This is a genomic window from Lamprobacter modestohalophilus, assembly GCF_016583905.1.
In the GTDB taxonomy this organism is placed as follows: domain Bacteria; phylum Pseudomonadota; class Gammaproteobacteria; order Chromatiales; family Chromatiaceae; genus Lamprobacter; species Lamprobacter modestohalophilus.
The window spans coordinates 50,931-68,176 of the sequence record NZ_NRRY01000024.1 but is presented as its reverse complement, the minus strand read 5'-3'; the positions used below and the strand labels follow the sequence as shown (position 1 = coordinate 68,176).

Here is a 17,246-nt window from a genome sequence, read left to right as displayed (position 1 = left end):
TAGTGATCGGCAAATCTGGCATACCTAGCACCATGATCAGACCACCAAACATCTTTCTCGTCGGCCCCATGGGCGCCGGCAAGAGCACCGTCGGCCGGCAGTTGGCCGAGGCGCTGGGGTACGAGTTCCGCGATAGCGACCAGGAAATTCAGCGCCGAACCGGCGTTGATATCCCGACCATCTTTGAGTTCGAAGGTGAAGAGGGCTTCCGCAAGCGTGAGCGCGGGGTTGTTGAAGATCTGGCGCAGGAAGAGGGCATTGTGCTCGCCACCGGCGGTGGCGTGGTACTGACCCCCGAGAATCGCCAGCAGCTTGCCGCGCGTGGCTTCGTGATTTATCTGCATTGCAGCCCTGAGCAGCAATTCGCGCGCACGGCGCGCGATCGCAGTCGCCCGCTGATCGATACCGATGATCCGCAACAGCGGCTTCGGGATCTGATGGCCGAGCGCGAGCCTATCTATCGCCAGGTTGCGGACATGGTGGTCTCAACGGAGCGTCGTGGTACCGCCTCGGTGGTCAAGGAGATCCGCCGGCGTTTCGAGGACGAAGAGCTTTAGCATGGGCGCCCTGGGTCCAGTCTCTGTTTCGACTGCAGAGCGCCAACGGCTTGACGTCGAGCTTGGCGAGCGCAGCTATCCGATCTATATCGGCCGCAATTTGCTGTCAGATCCAGCCTGTTATCGCCCGTATATCGTTGGTGAGCGGGTGATGATCGTGTCCAACGAGACCGTTGCTCCGCTCTACTTAGATGCACTGCGGGCGGGCTTGGAAGGGTTCGAGATCGATCAGGTGATCTTGCCGGACGGTGAGCGCTACAAGGATCTGACGACACTCAATCACATTTTTGACGCGCTGCTCGAGCGCCGCTGTGGCCGAGATGTGACCATCGTCGCGCTCGGTGGCGGCGTCGTTGGTGATATGGCCGGCTTTGCAGCAGCCTGTTATCAGCGTGGCGTGCCCTTCATCCAGGTGCCGACGACGCTGCTGGCGCAGGTCGACTCATCGGTTGGCGGCAAGACCGGTGTGAACCATCCCGCTGGCAAGAACATGATTGGCGCCTTCCATCAACCGCGCGCGGTCATCGCTGACACCGCAACACTCGAGACCTTGTCCGAGCGCGAGCTTTCGGCGGGCTTGGCGGAGGTCATCAAGTACGGCTTGATCTCGGATCGGCTCTTCTTTGACTGGCTCGAAGAGAAAGTGCCTGCGCTACGTGCCCTTGATCCGGTCGCTCTGGCGACGGCGATCGACCGCTCTTGCCAAAATAAGGCTCTGATCGTGGCGGCGGATGAGCGCGAGTCGGGCCAGCGCGCGCTGCTGAATCTAGGGCACAGCTTCGGCCACGCGATCGAGGCAGGAACCGGTTACGGCACTTGGCTGCATGGTGAGGCGGTCGGCGTTGGGCTGGTGATGGCGGCCCAGCTCTCTGAGCGTCTCGGCTGGCTCAAGCCGGTCGATACGGCTCGGATTCAGGATTTGGTTGCCTGCGCTGGGCTGCCCATTGTGCCGCCGGACAGCCTGCCAAGCGAGCGTTGGCTTGAGCTGATGGCAGTGGATAAGAAGGTGCAACGCGGGCGGTTACGCTTGGTTTTGTTACAAGGGATCGGGGCAGCGCTGCTGACCGCCGATGTCGATGCTGGTCAGCTCCGAGCCACCATTGCAGCCGCTCAGCGCCAAACCGCTTGAACGCGAAGATGCCAACAATGTTCATCGCAGACGCGCAGACGCGCAGACGCGCAGACGCGCAGACGCGCAGACGCGCAGACGAGCCAGGGGTCTGGCGGGCAACCCAGCGGTGACGTTGTTGCACCGATTTAGCCCAGTTTCCCGCCTTGTTGCACCTGATTGACACATTTGCCTGTCGCCCTGAGTGTGGCAGCGCGGTCAGTCGCTGGCTGCCGAATGGCATAGCGGCTGCATCCACAGTATGATTGGCGGTTCGCTATTTGTTGCGCGTGTTAGAACTGGGTGCGCCCGGTCTGACGTCAAAGGCGCTGCGAGCCCATCGCCATCGGTTGGCTCCGCGATGCTGCGGTGTCCGCTTCGACTCACGCGTAAAACCACTTTAATCCAGACCGGAACTTCCCCGACTGTTCAAGGCACTGAGGGGACGTCTTTTTGACCGTTATGTACCCGGTTTAGGGAGGTCCGCTGATGAACCTTCGCGCCTATCCAGCCGCCCAGGGCCTGTACGACCCCGCGCATGAGCGTGACTCTTGCGGTGTCGGTTTCGTCTGCCACATCAAAAACGAAAAGAGCCACCGCATAGTCGAGCAAGGCCTCGAGATCCTTGAGCGTCTAACCCATCGTGGCGCGGTCGGCGCTGACCCCAAGGCCGGTGATGGCGCCGGCATCTTGGTGCAGATGCCCGATAGCTTCTTCCGCGCCGTGGTCGATTTTGAACTGCCAGCGCTAGGCCATTACGGCGTTGGTATGGTGTTCTTGCCGAAGGATGAGGCCGCGCGCGCTGAGATGCAGGCGACGGTTGAGCGCTATCTCACCGAAGGCGGCCAGGGGCTGCTCGGCTGGCGCGATGTGCCGACCGACAATCGCGAGCTCGGCGAGAGCGTGCTGCCGACCGAGCCGGTGGTTCGCCAGGTGTTTGTCGCTTGCGGGGAGAACTGCCCCGACCAAGACGCCTTCGAGCGCCGGCTGTTCGTGGTGCGCAAGCGGATGGACAACGAGATCCGTGCGCATGGCTACGACAAGACGGCCTACTACGTCGCCTCGATGTCGTCGCGGACCATCAACTACAAGGGCATGCTGCTCGCCGGTCAGGTTGGCAATTATTACCTCGATCTGCGCGATGAGCGCTTCGAGTCGGCGCTGGCCCTAGTGCATCAGCGCTTCTCGACCAATACCTTCCCGACCTGGGATCTGGCGCAGCCGTTCCGGATGATCTGCCACAACGGCGAGATCAACACCCTGCGCGGCAACGTCAACTGGATGGCGGCGCGTCGGCATACGATGCGCTCCGAGGTTCTCGGCGATGACCTCGACACCATCTGGCCGCTGATCCCCGAGGGTCAGTCCGACTCAGCCTGTTTCGACAATGCGCTCGAGCTGCTGGTGATGGGCGGCTACTCGCTGGCGCAGGCGATGATGATCCTGATCCCGGAGGCCTGGTCAGGCAACAAGCTGATGGACGAGAAGCGGCGCGCCTTCTACGAGTTCCACGCCGCGCTGATGGAGCCCTGGGACGGTCCGGCCGCGATCGCCTTTACCGACGGCCGTCAAATCGGCGCCACGCTCGACCGCAATGGCCTGCGCCCAGCCCGCTATCTGGTGACCAACGATGACCTGGTGGTCATGGGCTCCGAGATGGGTGTGCTCGACATCGATGATGCGCGCATCGTCAAGAAGTGGCGCCTGCAGCCGGGGCGCATGTTCCTGATCGATCTGGAGCAGGGCCGCATCATCGATGATGCCGAGGTCAAGGCCGAGCTGGCCGGGGCCAAGCCCTATCAGGAATGGCTCGATCGCACCCAAATCCATCTCGATTCACTGCCGACCGATGTCGCTCCGATGGCGCCGGAAGAGAGCGTCCTGCTTGATGCCCAGCAGGCCTTCGGCTACACCCAGGAAGACGTGAAATTTCTGCTCACGCCGATGGTCGCCACCGGCCAAGAGGCGATCGGCTCGATGGGCGCGGATAACCCGCCGTCGGTGCTGTCATCGCGCTCCAAGCATCTGTCGACCTACTTCAAGCAGAACTTCGCCCAGGTCACCAATCCGGCCATCGACCCGATCCGTGAAGAGCTGGTGATGTCGCTGGTGTCGCTGATCGGCCCGCGCCCGAATCTGCTCGGCCTCAATGAGGCTGGCCAGCATTGGCGCTTGGAGGTCGACCAGCCGGTCCTGACCAACGAAGACCTGGAGCGTATCCGCCACATCCAGGACAACTCGGCCGGTGCCTTCCGCACCAAGAACCTGCACATGGTCTATCCGGCTGCCGAGGGCGCGGAGGGCATGGCGCCGGCGCTGGAACGGCTGTGCCAAGAGGCCGAGGCGGCAGTGCATGAGGGGCACAACATCCTGATCCTCTCGGACCGCAACACCAACGCCGATTTCATCCCGATTCCGGCCTTGTTGGCGACCTCTGCCGTCCACCATCACCTGATCCGCCAGGGCCTGCGCACCAGCTCCGGGCTGGTGGTCGAGACCGGTGGCGCGCTCGAGGTGCATCATTTTGCGACCCTCGCTGGCTATGGCGCCGAGGCGATCAACCCTTATCTGGCCTTCGATACCATCCAGTCGCTGCTGCTCCGGCTGCGCACTGATGGTGCCGGCGAGTTAAGCTTCGAGGAGGCCCAAGGCCGCTACATCAAGGCGGTTGGCAAGGGCTTGAAGAAGGTGATGTCGAAGATGGGCATCAGTACCTTCCAGAGCTACTGCGGCGCGCAGATCTTCGATGCTGTGGGACTCAACCGTGAGTTCATCGCCAATTACTTCACTGGCACGCCGAGCATGGTCGAGGGTGTCGGCCTGGCCGAGGTCGCGCGCGAGGCGGTGCTTTGGCATTCGCGCGGCTATGGTAACGAGCAGATCCTCCGCAAGCACCTGGATGTCGGCGGCGATTATGCGTTCCGGTTGCGCGGCGAGGATCATGTCTGGACGCCAGAGACTATCGCCAAGCTGCAGCACGCAACCCGCGCCAACGATGCCGGCACCTATGCGGAATACTCGCGCCTGATCAACGAGCAGAACGAGCATCTGCTGACCTTCCGCGGACTGATGGACCTGAAATGGGCCGATGAGCCGATCCCAATCGATGAGGTCGAGCCGGCGAAGGAGATTGTGAAGCGCTTTGCGACTGGAGCGATGTCGTTCGGCTCGATCAGCCACGAGGCGCATTCGACATTAGCGAAGGCGATGAACGCGATCGGCGGCAAGTCGAATACCGGCGAGGGTGGCGAGGAGGCCGCACGCTTCCTGCCGCTGCCGGATGGCTCGATGAACCCGGAGCGCTCGGCGATCAAGCAGGTGGCTTCCGGGCGCTTTGGTGTCACCATCGAATACCTGGTCAACGCGGATGACATCCAGATCAAGGTCGCCCAGGGCGCGAAGCCGGGTGAGGGCGGTCAGCTGCCCGGTCATAAGGTCAACGCGCAGATTGCGCGCGTGCGCCACTCGACCCCAGGCGTCGGCCTGATCTCGCCGCCGCCACATCATGATATCTACTCGATTGAAGACCTGGCGCAGCTGATCCATGACCTGAAGAACGCCAATCCGAAGGCGCGGATCTCGGTCAAGCTGGTCTCTGAGATCGGTGTCGGTACGGTCGCCGCGGGCGTCTCCAAGGCGCATGCGGACCATGTGACCATCGCTGGTTATGACGGCGGCACCGGCGCGAGTCCGCTGACCTCCATCAAGCATGCCGGCTCGCCCTGGGAGATCGGCCTCGCCGAGACCCATCAGACGCTGGTGCTGAACCGCTTGCGTGGGCGCATCGCGGTCCAAGTGGACGGTGGCATGCGCACCGGTCGCGATGTCGTCATCGGCGCGCTGCTTGGCGCTGACGAGTTCGGCTTCGCCACCGCGCCGTTGATCGTCGAGGGCTGCATCATGATGCGCAAGTGTCATCTGAACACCTGCCCCGTCGGCGTGGCGACCCAAGATCCGGAGCTGCGCAAGAAGTTCACCGGCAAGCCGGAGCATGTGATCAACTTCTTCTTCTTCATCGCCGAGGAGATGCGCCAGTACATGGCGCGACTTGGCTTCCGCACCGTCAACGAGATGGTCGGTCAGATGGATCGGCTCGAGATGCGGCGTGCGATCGAGCACTGGAAGGCGAAGGGCTTGGACTTCTCGCGCATCCTGACCAAGCCGAAGGTTGGCCCCGAGGTCGCCCTCTACAATTCCGAGCGGCAAGACCACGGCCTGGAAAAGGCGCTTGACCACAAGCTGATCGAGCAGGCACGTCCGGCGCTGGAGAACCGCGAGCCGGTGCGGATCGAGACCGAGGTGAAGAACTTCAACCGCACGGTGGGCACCTTGCTCTCGGGGCGCGTCGCCGAGCGCTACGGTCTTGCTGGGCTGCCGGACGATACCATCTACATCAAGGCGCAAGGGATTGGCGGTCAGTCGTTCGGTGCCTGGTTAGCGCAGGGCGTGACCATCGAGCTGGCTGGCGAGGCCAACGACTACGTCGGCAAGGGGCTCTCGGGTGGGCGCATCATTATCTACCCGCCTCAACACGCCAGCATCGATCGCGCTGAAGACAACATCATCGTCGGCAACACCGTGCTCTATGGCGCGATCAAGGGCGAGGTCTACTTCCGGGGTGTCGCCGGCGAGCGCTTCTGCGTGCGCAACTCGGGTGCAACCGCGGTCGTCGAGGGCGTTGGCGATCACGGCTGCGAGTACATGACCGGCGGCGTCATGGTCTGTCTGGGACCAACGGGTCGGAATTTCGCCGCTGGGATGTCCGGCGGCGTCGCTTACGTGTTGGATGAAAAAGGCAATTTTGCTGATCATTGCAATCAGGCGATGGTCGAGCTGGAGCCGATTGCGGCTGAAGACGCGGCGCTGGAAGCATTGGAGCACCAGGGCGGGGATCTCGAGACCCACGGCTTCGTCGATGTCAGCCACGACATGACCCGCTATGATGCGCTGCGTCTACGCCAGCTCATCGAGCGTCACCTGCACTACACCAATTCAGCCGTTGCGCGGCGCATCCTCGATGACTGGCCGGCGATGCTCGGTCGCTTCGTCAAGGTGATGCCGGTCGACTACAAGCGGGCGCTCGAGCAGATGCAATCGAGCAAGAGTCGGCCGCCAAGTGCGTCACGGCCACACCCGTCCAAGCTCAGAGAGGTTGTCGAACATGGGTAAGCCAACCGGATTCATGGAGTACGAGCGCATCGAGCTGGCCTACCAGCCGGCTTCCGATCGCGTCGTCCATTACAACGAGTTCGTCCAGCCGATGACCGATGCCGAGATCGGCATCCAGGGCGCGCGCTGCATGGACTGCGGCATCCCGTATTGCCATCAAGGCTGTCCGGTCAACAACATCATTCCGGATTGGAACGACCTGGTCTATCAGCAGGACTGGGAGTCGGCGATCGAGGTCTTGCACTCGACCAACAACTTCCCCGAGTTCACTGGGCGCATCTGCCCGGCGCCTTGTGAAGCCAGCTGCACGCTGAACATCGATGACCAGCCGGTCGCAATCAAGGCCATCGAGCGCGCTATCGCCGATAAGGCTTGGGAGCAGGGCTGGGTCAAGCCGCAGGTGCCGACCCATCGCACCGGCAAGCGCATCGCCGTGGTGGGCTCGGGTCCAGCCGGTCTGGCCTGTGCCCAGCAACTCGCCCGTGCTGGCCATACGGTCTCGCTGTACGAGAAAGAGGACCGCATCGGCGGCCTGCTGCGCTACGGCATCCCGGACTTCAAGCTGGCCAAGACCATGATTGACCGGCGCATGAGCCAGATGCGGGCAGAGGGCGTGGAATTTCACACCCATTGTCACATCGGTGTCGATCTGCCCGTCAGCAAGCTGACCGACGACTACGACGCCGTTGTCCTCTCCGGTGGCTCGGAGAAACCTCGCGATCTCGATGTCCCGGGCCGTAGCTTCAACGGCATCCATTTCGCGATGGACTTCCTGCGCGCCAACTCCAAGCGCGTCCAAGGCGTGTTCGTTCCGGATGAGGACTTCATCAGCGCCCACGATAAGCACGTGATCGTGATTGGCGGCGGAGACACAGGCTCCGATTGCATCGGCACCTCCAATCGTCATGGTGCCACGTCGGTCACCCAGATCGAGATCCTGGACAAGCCGCCGGAGAAGGAAGACAAGGGGTTAACCTGGCCCAACTGGCCGAACAAGCTGCGCACCTCAACCTCGCAGGAGGAAGGTTGTGAACGGCTGTGGAATCTGCTGACCAAGTCGTTCGAGTCCGATGCCGATGGCAATGTGACGGCCCTGAATTATGTCCTAGTGCGTTGGGACAAGGATGAGAACGGGCGTTGGCAGATGTCCGAGGTCGAAGGGTCTGAAGCCCAGCTGAAGGCCGACCTAGTACTCTTGGCGATGGGCTTCGTGCACCCGGTGCACGAGGGCATGCTCGAGGAGCTACAGGAGGCCAAGGGCCTGGAGCTTGATCCCCGCGGTAACGTCAAGGGTAGTACCGAGGGCGCCAAGGCCTACTTCACCAATGTGGATGGCGTTTTTGCCGCCGGCGATATGCGCCGGGGCCAGTCGCTCGTGGTCTGGGCCATCCGCGAGGGTCGTCAGTGCGCGCGCGCCGTGGACGAATGGCTGATGGGGCGCTCGGACCTACCACGCTGACATCGGCCGACAATGTCAGGGTTCGGGAATAGGTTCCCAATGTGATGACCAGGGCTGGGTGAGCATTGGATAGAAGTTTTGACATCGGTTGTTGCTCGATGACCGTTCAGCTTGATTGACTCAGGAGTCAAGATGCAATCGTTTCAGGGCACCACGATCTTATCGGTGCGTCGCGGGCGCAATGTCGTGATCGGCGGTGATGGACAGGTCTCGCTCGGCAACACCGTCGTCAAGGGCAACGCCCGCAAGGTGCGCCGGCTCTATAAGGAGCGTGTGCTCGCTGGTTTCGCTGGTGCCACGGCTGATGCCTTTACGTTGTTTGAGCGTTTCGAGGCCAAGCTCGAGCGCCACCAGGGCCATCTGACGCGCTCAGCGGTCGAATTGGCCAAAGACTGGCGCACCGATCGCATGCTGCGGCGACTGGAGGCGATGCTCTGCGTCGCTGACCATGAGGCATCGCTGATCATCTCCGGTACCGGCGATGTGCTCGAGCCCGAGTACAACCTGATGGCGATCGGCTCCGGTGGCTCGTTCGCGGCCTCGGCGGCGCGGGCGCTGCTGGAGAATACCGAGCTGGGCGCACGCGAGATCGTCGAGCGCTCACTTGGCATCGCCGCCGATATCTGCATCTACACCAATCGCAACCTCGTGCTTGAGGAGCTTGCCGAGGATTAGCGTGACGGGCTAGCCTCCAAAGAGGCGGCGGCGAGTTTGACGCCTGCTGAGGCCCACCGAATTGACCCATAACCGCGCCGCGGCGCACTCAGTGACCGCAGGCGTCCTGCCGATCCCCTCGCTTATGTCCGACACCACCACCCCGAAACGCATCGTCGCTGAGCTTGATAAGCACATCGTCGGTCAGGACCAGGCCAAGCGCGCGGTCGCAATCGCGCTGCGCAACCGTTGGCGCCGATCGCAGATCCCCGAGCCGATGCGCTCGGAGATCACGCCGAAGAACATCCTGATGATCGGCCCCACCGGCGTCGGCAAGACCGAGATTGCGCGCCGTCTGGCGCGGCTGGCGAATGCGCCTTTCATCAAGGTCGAGGCGACCAAATTCACCGAGGTCGGCTACGTCGGGCGCGATGTGGAGTCGATCATTCGTGACCTCGCCGACATGGCGATCAAGATGGAGCGCGAGCAGCAGATGCTCGGCAACCGCGACCGCGCCCAAAGCGCCGCTGAGGAGCGCATCCTCGACGCCTTGCTGCCGCCGCCCTCGGACTTCGATGAAGACAGCCGTGGCCGTGGTGCCACGTCTGGCACGCGTGAGAAGTTTCGCCAGAAGCTGCAGGCCGGTGAGCTTGACGAGCGTGAGATCGAGATCGAGGTGAGTCTGGCGCCGATGGGCGTCGAGATCATGGCGCCGCCCGGCATGGAGGACATGACCAATCAGCTGCAGGGGCTGTTCAAGAACCTCGGCTCGAACCGCTCCAAGCGGCGCAAGCTGCGCATCAGCGAGGCGCGCAAGGTACTGCTCGATGAAGAGGCCGCCAAGCTGATCAATGAGGAGGAGATGAAGCTCAAGGCGATGGACAATGTCGAGCAGAACGGTATCGTCTTCCTGGATGAGATCGATAAGGTGACCCGTCGCGCCGAGCAGAGTGGTGGCGCGGATGTCTCGCGCGAAGGCGTGCAACGGGATCTCTTGCCGTTGGTTGAGGGCAGCACCGTCTCGACCAAGCACGGGATGGTGAAGACCGATCACATCCTGTTCATCGCCTCCGGCGCCTTCCATCTGGCCAAACCCTCGGATCTGGTGCCGGAGCTACAGGGCCGACTGCCGATCCGGGTCGAATTGCAGGCCCTGACCTCGGACGATTTCATCCGCATCCTGACCGAGCCCGATGAGTCGCTCACTGATCAATATGCCGCGCTCCTAGCGACCGAAGGCGTGACCATTGAATTTACCGAAGATGGGATTCGGCGTATCGCCGAGATCGCCTACCAGGTCAACGAACGCACCGAGAACATCGGTGCCCGCCGCCTGCACACGGTGATGGAGCGCCTGCTCGAAGACGTTTCCTTCAATGCGACCGAGATGGACCGAGTGACCGTCACCATCGACGCCAACTACGTCGATAAGAGCCTCGGCGAGCTGGCCGCGGACGAGGATCTGTCGCAGTACATCCTCTGAGAGAGCCTCTGCTGAGAGCGACCTCTTCTGAGAGCAGCGCAGGCTCGTTCCTTCGGTATTGGCCTGCATCATCCCGCGTTTAGCGCCGGGCGGACAGATGCCGGCCAGGACCAAGTTGAGCACCAAATTCCGGTGCGTCTTCGATATTGGGGTGTGAAGCCCCACATTTGGACGCAAGCTGCCGTTCGCGGCGATGGTTCACTGCAAGGAGTTTTCATGCCAACCCCAACCGAATTCAATCTGCACCGCAGCTCGCGTGTGCTCGAGATCAGCTTTGATGATGGCAAGCACTTCACCATGCCGGTGGAGTTCTTGCGCGTCTACTCACCCTCGGCTGAGGTCCAGGGGCACGGTCCCGGCCAGCGTGTGCTCCAGATCGGCAAGGAAGAGGTCAACATCGATCGGATCGAGCCGGTCGGCAACTATGCGGTGTGCCTGTTCTTCGATGACGAGCACAACACCGGGATCTACTCCTGGGAGTACCTGTACAAGCTCGGCGAGAACCAACCAGAGCTTTGGCAGACCTACCTCGACGAGTTGGAGAAGGCCGGCCAAAAGCGAAAGCGGCCGTCCTGACGTCCTGCGACAGTCGGTTTTCGACCATTCGCTCTCAGGCCGATAATCGCCCTAAAGTGGTGCTCAAATCGCGAAGTCGTTGATGGAGAGTTGCTTACTCGGCCTTGGGCGGTGCGATCAGGTTGCGCCAGAGAATGATCAGGCTGGTCAGCAGGAGCAGGGATGCAGCGATCGGGGCGAGCAACGGCATGGTGGCCGTAGCCGCAGGCGGTATCAGGATCAGTGCGGTGGCCAGCCCGGCTAATGCGATCGCTGACAGCGTTGCTGTGGTGCGGCCATGATTGGTCTTGATCTGCGTCGTGAGTCTGGTCAGACCTTGACTGCCGCCAGCCGGATAGAGTGCCGCCTGGTGCTCGAGCTGGTCGATGATGCGGGTCACGGCGACCGGCAGATCGGGCAGGCGCTCAGCCAACGCTGGCCAGTTGTGCCACAGGCGCTGGGCCAGCATGCGCGGGCCGATCTGCTCGCGCATCCAGCGCTCCATGAAGGGCTTGGCGGTGGTCCAGAGGTCGAGCTGCGGGTAGAGCTGGCGGCCGAGGCCCTCGATGTTGAGCAGGGTCTTCTCGAGCAGCACCAGCTGTGGCTGGATCTCCATATCGAAGCGTCGCGCGGTCTGGAAGAGATTGACTAGGAAGCCGCCGAACGAGATCTCCGACAGCGGCTTCTCGAAGATCGGTTCGCAGACGGTGCGGATCGCGGACTCGAATTCCTCAACGCGGGTGCCGCGCGGCACCCAGCCCGATTCGACATGCAGCTCAGCCACGCGCCGATAATCACGGCGGAAGAAGGCGAGCAGGTTCTCGGCGAGGTAGCGCTGGTCTTCCTTGGTGAGGCTGCCGACGATGCCGAAATCGACCGAGATATAGCGCCCGGAAGGTTCGACGAAGATATTCCCCGGGTGCATGTCGGCGTGGAAGAAGTTGTCGCGGAAGACCTGGGTGAAGAAGATCTCAACCCCGCGGGTGCCGAGCAGACGCATGCTGATGCCTTGCTCCTTGAGCTGCTCGACGTGCGACACCGGGGTGCCGTAGATGCGCTCCATCACCATCACCGTCGGCCGCGTCCAGTCCCAGAACACCTCGGGGATGTAGAGCATCTGACTGTGCTTGAAGTTGCGCCTTAGCTGCGAGGCGTTGGCGGCCTCACGCTGTAGGTTGAGCTCGTCGAAGATGGTCTTCTCGTACTCGCGCACCACCTCGACCGGCCGCAGTCGCCGGCCATCGGGCCAGTAGCGCTGCGCGAGCTGGGCGAAGGTGAGCATCAGGTCGACGTCGCGCCGGATGATTTGCGCGATATCTGGCCTTAGCACCTTGACGATCACCGCTTGGCCGTTCTTCAGGCGCCCGGTGTGGACCTGTGCAATGGATGCGCTGGCGAGGGGCTGCTCCTGGAACTCATCGAGCACGGTCTCGATCGGCACGGCCCAGGCCTTCTCGATCAGCCGCCGCGCCTCAGGACCGGGGAAGGGCGGGACGCGGTCTTGCAGCAGCGCCAGCTCGACCGCCAGATCCTCTGGCAGCAGATCGACGCGGGTCGAGAGCAGCTGACCGAACTTGATGAAGATCGGCCCCAGCTCTTCGAGCGCGAGGCGCACGCGCACCGGGTAGGCCGGCAGGTCACGCCGATACCAGTGCCAAGGCGCCAGATAGAGGAAGAAGCGCAGCGGCCGAAACAGCTTGGTCGCGACGATCACCTCGTCGAGGCCATGCTTGAGCAACACGAGATTGATGTGGAGGAGTCGCAGCGACTGCGAGAGACGAAACATGAGCGGTTCAGTGGCTCCGGGCGGTCCTGGGCGTTTCTGCGGCTGCGCGATTCAAGCCGTCTCCATCAACTGCTTCCCGACTTGATGAGCCCTATTGGCTGATCCCTATCGGCTGATCGTCGGGAAGGAGACATGGACGGCTACTAGGTGGGATCGGTCCCTGTACCCTGGCTAGGTTGGCGGGCGAGCCGCTCAACGCGGGCTTCGAGGCGCTCGACGTCGTCACGCAATCGGTCGACCCCGTCCAGGAAGCCTCGCATCTCGGTCTCGCTTGGTAGGAAACGGCCTTCCTCGATCAGATACTCGCGCACGTCGGTCTGCAGGGTGTGACCGCTGCGCTCGGCCCAGCGGCTCCCGGCGCGCGCCTGGTTGCCGAGCTGATGCGCGATGTTGTCGCCAACGAGGGCGGCAAGCTGTTCTTCCCAATCGATATCCAGTCCCTTGAAGACTTCGCCGATCGCCTGCGCAAGACCATTGTCGCCGTCGATCTGAACCGCGCCGCTGAAGACCTCGTCTTCGCGGTGTTGGGCTAAGGCCATCCCCAAGAGTGCTGCCGGCGTAGCGCGCAGGATGCAGTCGGGCTCGGCGGCGTAGTCGCCGAACAGGCGCAGCGCGGCGGCTTCCGGAACCACGCATAGATGCATGCCGAGCCCAAGCAACTCGACCCGAAGCACCTGCCCCTGGATGCTCACGAGCCGTGAGGCACCTTCTGGATCGAGCGCGAGAACCCGGTTGATCACCGTTTCCGCGGCAGCGAGGAGGGCTGACGGTGGCGTCAGGCCAGGGTCGCTCGTCTGGCGATGCTCGCCAGGGGGCTGCCAGTCGGTACTCACAGCTTGTAACCGCGATGGATGGCGACGATGCCGCCGGTCAGGTTGAAGTACTCGCAACGCTCCAGCCCCGCCTGCTCCATCATCGAGCGCAGCGTCTCTTGGTCCGGGTGCATGCGGATCGACTCGGCCAGGTAGCGATAGCTGTCGGCATCGCCGGCGACGAAACGACCTAGGGTTGGGAGCACCGAGAACGAGTAGACATCGTAGGCCTTCGCCAGGGGCTTGACGGTCGGATGCGAGAATTCGAGCACCAGTGCCCGCCCGCCGGGCCGCAGCACGCGGAACATCTCGTCGAGCGCGAACTGTTTGTGGGTGACGTTGCGCAGGCCGAAGCCGATGGTGACGCAGTCGAAGCTGTCGTCGGCGAAGGGGATCTTTTCCGCGTTGATGAGTACATAGTCGAGGTTGCCGACGATGCCAGCATCGACCAGCCGGGTTCGACCTTGCGCGAGCATCGCCTGGTTGATATCGGACATGATCACGGCGCCCGAATCACCCACAATGCGGGAGAACTGCTCAGCGAGATCGCCGGTTCCGGCTGCGAGGTCGAGTACACGCTGACCTCGGCGAACCCCGGCGAGCTCAATCGCGCGCCGTTTCCAGAGCCGATGGATGCCCATCGACATGAGGTCGTTCATCAGGTCGTAACGCGAGGCAACCGAGTCAAACACGGCGCGCACGCGATCGGCTTTTTCTTTCTCCGGCACCTTTTGGTAGCCGAAATGGGTGGTCTTATCGTCAGACATCGAGACTTGGGGGACTGAGACGGCTATCGGTATGCGTCGAGTTTACACCTTGCGGCTCAGGCAAGGGCTGCGAGCTGTCAACGCGTGCGAATCATGATGCTCTCTTGACCTTCGTTCTGCAGCTTGGTGCGCATCGCCTGGGCGGCGGATTTGTCGTAGGCGGCGGTGCGGACCCGGTGATAGGTCTGGCCGTTGTCGATGGTCACGGTTTGGATACTGGTCTGAATCCCCTTCAGGGCCATCTGCGCCTTGAGCCGCTCTGCATCGGCGGTGCTGCGGAATGAGGCCAGCTGTAGCAGGTAGTCACCACTGCCGCCGCTCGGAGCAGCGCTGGCCGTCGCATTGGGCGCAGGGCTGGGCGCAGCGGGGCTGGGCGCTGGTGTTGCCGCAGCGGTCTTGGCTGGCTGTGGAGTCGGCTTAATGGTCGGCTTGGCAGTCGGCTCTTCGACCTTGGGCGGTGGCAACGCAATCGGCTCGGCGGCCTCGTCGGCCGGCACCACCACCTCCTCGGCCGGCAGCATGCTGAAGAAGTCGAATTGGCGCTCTTGCGGCGGGGTTGTGGGTGGGCGCGTGGTCGCCTCTTCGTTGATGGCGCCGGATGCAGTCGGTTCATGGATCATCCAGGCGTAGCCGACGCCGAAGGCGCCGAGCACGCCGCCGAGCAAAAACCAGAAGGCACAGGTGCCACGGCGGGTGCCGCGGCGGCGCGGCGCTGGGGCTGGACGGCGATAGTCTTTGGTCATCTTGATCCCGCTTGCCTCTGTTCGGTCACATCTGTTCAATCACAACTGTTCAATCACATCTGATCTGGCGCTGAAACACCGATGAGCGCTAAGCCGTTTTTCAACACCTGGCGGGTGGCCAGGATGAGCTTGATGCGCGCGTCTCGGAGCGCGTCATGATCGACCAAGAACGGATGGGCGTTGTAGTACGTATGTAAGTCGTTGGCCAATTCGCGCAGATAGGTCGTGAGCAGATGGGGCTCGTGGCCAAGGGCTGCGGACTCGAGCACCTCTGGGTAACGCGACAGCGTCTTCATCAGCGCGAGTTCATGCGGCTCACTGAGCTGATTGAGGTTGTTGATACCGCTGCTGGGCTCGACCAGGATGCCCCGGTCGGCGGCCTGACGCAGCACGCTCTGGATGCGTGCGTGTGCATATTGGCAGTAGTAGACCGGATTGTCAGCGGACTGGCTCTTGGCTAAGTCGAGGTCGAAGTCCATGTGCTGCTCACAGCGGCGCATCACATAGAAGAACCGGGCGGCATCGCGGCCGACCTCTTTGCGCAGCTGACGTAGGGTGACGAACTCGCCCGAGCGGGTCGACATTTGCACCTTGTGACCGCCGCGGTAGAGCACCGCGAACTGCACTAGAAGCACATCGAGCCGGTCGGCATCGTCGCCGAGTGCGGTTAGCGCGGCCTTCACGCGCGGCACATAGCCATGATGATCGGCGCCCCAGACATCGATGACGCGCTCGAATCCGCGCTCGAGCTTGTCCATGTGATAGGCGATATCGGAGGCGAAATAGGTGGTCTGCCCATTCTCGCGCACCAGCACGCGGTCCTTCTCGTCGCCGAAGGCGCTGGAGCGGAACCAGAGGGCGCCGGCCTGCTCGAAGACATGGCCGGCCTCGCGCAGGCGTTCGAGCGCGCGATTGACGGCGCCGCTTTCGGTCAATGTGCGTTCCGAGTACCACTCCTGATAATGGGCGCCGAACTCGGCGAGATCTTGGCGGATATCGTCGAGGATGCTGTTCAGCCCCAGCTCGAACATGAAGCGGTAACGATTGTCGCCGAGCAGACGCTTGCTGTTCGCAATCAGCGCGTCGATGTGATCCTCTTTATTGCCGAGGGGGGCATCGGGCAGCGGCTGGCCCTCGGCGTCCAACTCGTCGGCGGCCGCGGCGTCTTCCGGGATGGCGGCGAAGACTTGGTCGACCGAGATCCGATAGTCGTCACCGTGCTCGCGATGCAGCGAGGCCGCAATATCCCAGACGTAATCGCCGCGATAGCCGTTGGCGGGGAAGCGCAGGCTCTCACCACAGAGTTCCAGGTAGCGGAGCCAGACCGAGGTGCAGAGGATGTCCATCTGGCGGCCGGCATCGTTGACATAGTATTCCCGGTGCACGTCGTAACCGACTGCAGCCAGCAGATCGGCAACGACCGCGCCATAGGCCGCGCCACGGCCGTGACCGACGTGCAGTGGTCCGGTCGGGTTGGCGGAGACGAACTCGATCTGCACGCGCTTGCCGGCGCCGATCTGCGAGCGGCCGAAGGCGGGGCCTTCAGCGATGATCTCGGCGACCTGGGCGTGGAAGGCGTCGGCGGCCAGATAGAAATTGATGAAGCCGGGGCCAGCGATCTCGATGCGGTCGATAAACGCCGATGCCGGCAGCGCGGCGACGATGCGCTCGGCCAGCTCGCGCGGCTTGCTATGTGCGCGCTTGGCCAGCACCATGGCGGCATTGGTGGCGAAGTCACCGTGGCTGTCATCACGGGTGCGCTCGATCTGCGGCTCTGGCAGGCCTTCGCCAAAGGCGGCGGGGTCGAGCACGGCTTGGGCGACGAGCTGCTCGAGTGCAGCGCGCACCAACCCTTGGATCTGTTGCTTCATGGAATCTTGTCTTGCGCAAAGGGGTTTATAGGTGTTGCCGCTGCGGTCAAACAGCTCAGACGGGCTCGCTGGCACTCTAGCAGATCACCCCTCGGGGTCTGAAGGTCGACCCTGAAAGAGCTGGTTATCCGAGCCCTCGGTCAGCCTCGCTTAATAACGTGTATCGCGCGTCGCCACCTCGGGCGATGCAGTGCGTGTTTATCGGTAAGCCCTAGGCGGCCGGGATCTTCGACCGGCAATCTGCGGTGTCATCAAGGCCGGCAATCGGGTTCTGTCGTCGGT

General features: G+C 62.7%; 12 protein-coding genes. 7 read left to right on the top strand and 5 right to left on the bottom strand.

All coding sequences use genetic code 11. The annotated features are described in order from the left end of the window. The first annotated feature begins 32 nt into the window (after nucleotides 1–32). The 7 genes from aroK (at nucleotide 33) to CKO42_RS14690 (ending at nucleotide 11,006) form a co-directional block, all read left to right on the top strand. Complete coding sequence (aroK, locus tag CKO42_RS14720) at nucleotides 33–557, top strand: shikimate kinase AroK (protein ID WP_200245460.1); 525 nt, start codon at nucleotides 33–35, stop codon at nucleotides 555–557. 1 nt (nucleotide 558) lies between these two features. Next, nucleotides 559–1,686, top strand: coding sequence for a 3-dehydroquinate synthase (gene aroB / locus CKO42_RS14715; protein ID WP_200245453.1), 1,128 nt, complete (start codon nucleotides 559–561; stop codon nucleotides 1,684–1,686). A 468-nt stretch (nucleotides 1,687–2,154) separates the two neighbouring features. After that, the gene (gene gltB, locus CKO42_RS14710; RefSeq protein ID WP_200245451.1) at nucleotides 2,155–6,834 is read left to right on the top strand and encodes a glutamate synthase large subunit; all 4,680 of its coding nucleotides are present in this window, start codon (nucleotides 2,155–2,157) and stop codon (nucleotides 6,832–6,834) included. Then, nucleotides 6,827–8,293 (top strand): glutamate synthase subunit beta, encoded by a 1,467-nt coding sequence (locus tag CKO42_RS14705; RefSeq protein ID WP_200245449.1) that lies wholly within the window; start codon nucleotides 6,827–6,829, stop codon nucleotides 8,291–8,293. The genes gltB and CKO42_RS14705 overlap by 8 nt, the downstream gene beginning before the upstream one ends. Nucleotides 8,294–8,425: 132 nt before the next feature. Then, nucleotides 8,426–8,968 (top strand): ATP-dependent protease subunit HslV, encoded by a 543-nt coding sequence (gene hslV, locus CKO42_RS14700; RefSeq protein ID WP_200245448.1) that lies wholly within the window; start codon nucleotides 8,426–8,428, stop codon nucleotides 8,966–8,968. A gap of 124 nt (nucleotides 8,969–9,092) precedes the next feature. Beyond that, nucleotides 9,093–10,430 carry an ATP-dependent protease ATPase subunit HslU gene (hslU, locus tag CKO42_RS14695; protein ID WP_200245446.1) on the top strand — a complete coding sequence of 446 codons (1,338 nt, stop codon included), beginning with the start codon at nucleotides 9,093–9,095 and terminating at the stop codon, nucleotides 10,428–10,430. A 216-nt stretch (nucleotides 10,431–10,646) separates the two neighbouring features. After that, entirely contained in the window at nucleotides 10,647–11,006 is a 360-nt protein-coding gene (locus tag CKO42_RS14690) for a gamma-butyrobetaine hydroxylase family protein (protein WP_200245444.1), read from the top strand. 94 nt (nucleotides 11,007–11,100) lie between these two features. Here CKO42_RS14690 and ubiB read toward each other — a convergent pair whose 3' ends face one another. From ubiB to argS, 5 genes are all read right to left on the bottom strand, one after another. Next, nucleotides 11,101–12,771: a ubiquinone biosynthesis regulatory protein kinase UbiB gene (ubiB, locus tag CKO42_RS14685; protein ID WP_200245442.1), complete on the bottom strand. Its 1,671-nt coding sequence runs from the start codon at nucleotides 12,769–12,771 to the stop codon at nucleotides 11,101–11,103. Between the two features lie 143 nt (nucleotides 12,772–12,914). Next, on the bottom strand, nucleotides 12,915–13,604 hold the full coding sequence (locus tag CKO42_RS14680) for a ubiquinone biosynthesis accessory factor UbiJ (protein ID WP_338034924.1): 690 nt from the start codon (nucleotides 13,602–13,604) through the stop codon (nucleotides 12,915–12,917). Beyond that, nucleotides 13,601–14,350, bottom strand: a complete 750-nt coding sequence (ubiE, locus tag CKO42_RS14675; RefSeq protein WP_200245436.1) for a bifunctional demethylmenaquinone methyltransferase/2-methoxy-6-polyprenyl-1,4-benzoquinol methylase UbiE — start codon at nucleotides 14,348–14,350, stop codon at nucleotides 13,601–13,603. Before ubiE ends, CKO42_RS14680 begins: the two co-directional genes overlap by 4 nt. 77 nt (nucleotides 14,351–14,427) lie before the next feature. Next, nucleotides 14,428–15,093: an SPOR domain-containing protein gene (locus CKO42_RS14670; protein WP_200245434.1), complete on the bottom strand. Its 666-nt coding sequence runs from the start codon at nucleotides 15,091–15,093 to the stop codon at nucleotides 14,428–14,430. 53 nt (nucleotides 15,094–15,146) lie between these two features. Then, entirely contained in the window at nucleotides 15,147–16,964 is a 1,818-nt protein-coding gene (gene argS, locus CKO42_RS14665) for an arginine--tRNA ligase (protein ID WP_200245432.1), read from the bottom strand. Nucleotides 16,965–17,246: the final 282 nt, after the last annotated feature.

Bases quoted from the DNA above. Each gene is read 5' to 3' on its own strand.
- aroK (WP_200245460.1), top strand. From the start codon at position 33: ATGATCAGACCACCAAACATCTTTCTCGTCGGCCCCATGGGCGCCGGC.
- aroB (WP_200245453.1), top strand. From the start codon at position 559: ATGGGCGCCCTGGGTCCAGTCTCTGTTTCGACTGCAGAGCGCCAACGG.
- gltB (WP_200245451.1), top strand. From the start codon at position 2,155: ATGAACCTTCGCGCCTATCCAGCCGCCCAGGGCCTGTACGACCCCGCG.
- CKO42_RS14705 (WP_200245449.1), top strand. From the start codon at position 6,827: ATGGGTAAGCCAACCGGATTCATGGAGTACGAGCGCATCGAGCTGGCC.
- hslV (WP_200245448.1), top strand. From the start codon at position 8,426: ATGCAATCGTTTCAGGGCACCACGATCTTATCGGTGCGTCGCGGGCGC.
- hslU (WP_200245446.1), top strand. From the start codon at position 9,093: ATGTCCGACACCACCACCCCGAAACGCATCGTCGCTGAGCTTGATAAG.
- CKO42_RS14690 (WP_200245444.1), top strand. From the start codon at position 10,647: ATGCCAACCCCAACCGAATTCAATCTGCACCGCAGCTCGCGTGTGCTC.
- ubiB (WP_200245442.1), bottom strand. From the start codon at position 12,771: ATGTTTCGTCTCTCGCAGTCGCTGCGACTCCTCCACATCAATCTCGTG.
- ubiE (WP_200245436.1), bottom strand. From the start codon at position 14,350: ATGTCTGACGATAAGACCACCCATTTCGGCTACCAAAAGGTGCCGGAG.
- CKO42_RS14670 (WP_200245434.1), bottom strand. From the start codon at position 15,093: ATGACCAAAGACTATCGCCGTCCAGCCCCAGCGCCGCGCCGCCGCGGC.
- argS (WP_200245432.1), bottom strand. From the start codon at position 16,964: ATGAAGCAACAGATCCAAGGGTTGGTGCGCGCTGCACTCGAGCAGCTC.